This is a genomic window from Nocardia sp. CY41 (assembly GCF_009829325.1).
Taxonomy (GTDB): domain Bacteria; phylum Actinomycetota; class Actinomycetes; order Mycobacteriales; family Mycobacteriaceae; genus Nocardia.
Window position 1 is genome coordinate 1 of the sequence record NZ_VUOS01000086.1, and the last position, 4167, is coordinate 4167.

The following is a 4167-nucleotide window of genomic DNA, read 5'->3' on the forward strand; positions in this document are numbered from 1 at the left end:
CGAGGCGATCATCGGCAACATCCCCATCGCCATCATCCCCGCCATCGGCAGCACACCCGCCACCAACGCCGGATCCACCAACGGCTCCGGCTCCTCCTCCCGACCCGCACCCCCACCCCGACCCGGCACCGACTCCACCCGCGGAGCAACCACACCACCCGGCACCGGCACACCCGGCTGCCCAGGCAGACCTGCCGAACCAGGCACAGGTGACGGACCCGCAACACCCGGCGAACCAGTAGAACCCGGAACCCCGGCGCCATTGGGTTGACCGGGTGCCGGAGCGCCCGCTTGACCCTGCGGAGCGGAAACAGCCGGTTGTCCCGGTACGCCCGTACCCGGCCGCGACCGCTGCTGATCCGGCCGGCTCGACCACGGCGTCGCCGGGCCGGTCTGCTGATCTTCCGTCGTTTCCGGCTCTTGCGCTGCTACCTCGACCCCGGTGGGCCAGATTTCAGCAGAGGTCATGATCGTCCCCCGGTTGTCGGTGCCGTCGGCAGATGGAGGATGCCCGAGCGGTAGGTTCGAGCACTGGGTCGAGGACGTTCATCCAACCCGTCCTCACAAGTCGCTGTGAACTGATCTGGCAGCCTGGACAATTTGCGCATGTCAGTGTAGATGGATTCGGACCGGCCTCCCCGGTTCTCCCAGCGCCGCGCTTCCCGGAGTTGGGAAGCCTCGACAATGAAGACGTCGAAAGTAGGTCTCACTCATGGTCGATCGTCGCGTACACCGCTCCGGTCGACGATGGGGAGTTCGATCGAAAGGCGGACTTTGCCGTGGTGAGGCACGAGCCATGCGAGCCTGTGACCCAGGTGGTGCCGGCTGCAATGGACACAAGTGACGACCAGCCGGCCGCCGTTCGTCGGCGCTGCGCCTAGCATCCGGGAGGTGATCTCATGAGCTTCTTCGGTATTCCATGGTCGAGTGTCGGTAAGTTCGCGCTGACCACCGGTCTCACCGTTGCCGGTGGTGCGCTCGGGTCAGTTGTCCCGGGGGTCGGCACGGCGTTCGGCGTTGCGGCGGGTAGCGCTCTGGCCGGCTTCGCGACAGAGACGCTTTACGACAAGTGGGTCGAGGACAAAAGCTGGAGCGAGTCCTTGAGCAATGGCGCCGAAACGGGCGCCTTCGCATTGCTTGGGGGCGGGGCCGGTGGCGCCGTCCGGGCCATGGCGAACGCCGGGGGGCGAAATCTGCTCACACGTGCGGCTACAGGCGCGTTCAACCCTGCTATCCATAACCAGGCACCGAATATCGGAGCCGCGTGGACTGCACGAGGCGCGTCCTTGAATGCGGCTCGCGGTTGGTTGGCCGGCGCTGGTGCGGGTGCCGGTTTATGGGCTGGCTCGCATTCGGGCGGCCCGGGGGCGGGCCCGGGCCAAGGGCAGTCATATCCGGCGACGTTGCCGACCAAGCCACTCAATGCATCGACAACATTCAGCACTAGCTGAGGGGCAGTTCTATGGTGGACATGCACCCGATGCTGATGCCCGACCGGAAGAAGATCCAGGAGGGCAATTATCCGGCCGAATGGGTCTTCTCCGTCTTCACCGATTCCTGCTTCAAGAGCCTGTATCAAAACTTCGACGGGATCTGGAAGAGTCTCGGAAAAGACTCGAAGAGTGATCCGCCCAAAGCTCCGGATGTGCCGCAGGTCGCCCCTGCGAATATCGGCAGTTTCACGAACTATGCAGAAGTAGCGGTGCAGCTCCAGCGGTCGTACACCGACCTGAACGGCAACGTCACCGAACTGGTGAAATCGGTACGCGAATCCGGGAAATGGTCCGAGGCGGGACAGGACGCGACCAACAAGGTGATCGACGAGAAAATCGTCGCGATGGCGCGGACCGCTCCACCTCAGGGCATACAGATCGACAGCTACATCTTGACTTGGGTCACCGAGGCCAACGATTCCCTTGCGAGCGAGATCGATGTGGTCAGGCAGGGGCAAAGCGGCGTGGCCAAGGACATCGACGATCAGACGAAGATGATCAAGGACCTGCAAGATCACATAAGTAAACTGGAAGCGGCACAGAAGAATCCGGGATTGAATCCGCCACCCATCGATACGGGGCAATGGCCGCCCGGCCTGACGAACCCCCCGTCCACCGACGCCACCCTGCCTCCGGGGTTGGATGGTCTCGACGGTCTCGACGACCCGGACAACTCCGGCCTGACGCCACCCGGTTTGAACGATCCTGGTTTGGACACCCCTGGTGTGGACAATGGTTTGAACCCCCGAGCACCCGGCGGCATCGACCCGATCGGCACCACGCCGGGCGTGACGACACCCCCCACCCCCGCCGTGCCGCCCGCTTCCGCCATGTCGCCGATGGGCTCCGGCATGGACCTGATGAGTTCCATGCTGCCGATGATGATGCAGCAGGCCATGATGCGGAACATGGCCGACCAGGACCTGAACAGCCGTCGCAGGGATCTGGATCCGAGCCGCTACGACGACGAACTCGATGCGGTGGCCCCGCCGCCGATCGCGCCGCCGGTCACGGCGCAGCCCGCGGTCGCGCAGCCGTCCACGACGGCCCCGGCGACGCAGCACGCCACGGCCCCCACCGGCACGACCTCCACCCAGCCCGCGGTCGCGCCCGGACGAACACCGGACGCGGACGGCAGCGTGACCTACACCTTCCCCGACGGACGTACGCAGAAGGTGTCCGCTATGGTCGCCCAAGCCCTCGACGCGGCGTTCGGCAACCACGCCGACACCAATGCGCAGCAGGCGTACGAGAAAACGCCGGCGAAGTGGTCGACGGAGCCGTCGGATAAGTCGTCGCAGAGGAAGCGCATCGGTAAACCGGTGGGTGACTTCGAGTTGATGACCGGCGACGTCGCCACGTGGACGAATTCGACCGCGGTCCTGGTCGTGTTCCCGCCGGACCAGGGTGGCACGTTGGAGGTCATCGTCAAGGGTGAATTGAAACCCTTCGACCCGAAGATGCCCGAGATCGCCTCGGAAACGAACGTGTTCGACGGGTTCGCGCACCCGAACGGCATCGAGGTGACCGCGCCGGCGGACCGGGGCTCGTCCTCGGGCACGCCGGGCTCGGCCGATCAGTCCGCGAACGCGACAATGCCGGATGTCGCGACAATCGCGGGCTGATCGCGCGAGCATGGTGACAGCGGCAGATGAGGAGAGGAGGTCGCGATGGCGCTGAAGGTGGATCCGCAGGAACTCGTCGCTGCGGCGTCGAAACTCGCCGCGATGGCGCGCGACACCGGCGCGGCGATGCCCGGCGGTTGGGTCGTGCCCGCAGGGGCTGACCCGATTTCCGCCGCCGCGGTGCCGCAACTCAACGCGCAGGCCGCCTCGTTGTTCAACGGAATGGCGGGTGTCCTCACCGATATCCAGCGGACCGCGTACAACATCGGCGCGGCCGCCGCCGATTACACCGCGGCCGACGACGACGGCGCTCGGACCATCAACGGCAGCGGCGGTGAGCTCCTCGCCAATCCGGTCGGCGACGTCCAGGAGATCGGCCAACGGCGCCCGCCGGGTCTGCGATTCCCCGCCGCGGGCGGAGCCGTCGACCCGTTGACTTTCGCTCAGCAGTTGCACTCGGGCCCGGGGCCCGGTGCGGCGAAGGGATTCGCGGACGCGCTGCGTAAGTTCGCCGGCGGTCCGCATCTCGCGGCGATCGAGGGCGTGACCTCGGCGGCGAAGTCGATGCAGAACTGGGAACCGGTCGGCTCCGCGGCCGCAGCGGAGCTCGGCCAGCGCCGCGGGTGGCTGGACCAGCTCGGTCTCGGCCTAGGGATGCTGGCCGACGGAATCGATACCTACAGCGACGCATTCCGGACCGCGAAAGCCAAACATCCCACGCCGGAGGAGATCATCGCCGCGCGCAAGGAGCTCATCGCGGCGATGCGCTCCAAGAACGAGCTCGGCATCCAGGCCGCCCTGGCGAAGTTCAACGAGCAGAACGCGCGTTCGGCGGAGACGATCACCGGTTACTCCACCGAGGTCGGCTCGAAGGTGGGCGCGAGCGAAGGAACCAGCGAAAGCGCCGGAAAGGGCAGCGGCAGCGGCGACAGCAGCGCGTTGACCCAGATGCTGCCCGCCTTGATGAGCGCGATGGCCTCGGCCGGAATGCCGCTGAGTCAGCTCGGACAGTCGGACACGTCGGACGCCTACGACGACTACGGCCTCGA

At 66.3% G+C, this 4167-nt stretch carries 2 protein-coding genes; both read left to right on the top strand.

Annotated elements, in window-relative coordinates; all coding sequences use genetic code 11:
• The first annotated feature begins 1462 nt into the window (after nt 1–1462).
• On the top strand, nt 1463–3118 hold the full coding sequence (locus GVY64_RS36535) for a hypothetical protein (protein ID WP_159851217.1): 1656 nt from the start codon (nt 1463–1465) through the stop codon (nt 3116–3118).
• 45 nt (nt 3119–3163) lie between these two features.
• Nucleotides 3164–4167 (top strand): PPE domain-containing protein (locus GVY64_RS36540; protein ID WP_159851219.1); only part of this gene is annotated, 1004 nt, incomplete at its 3' end.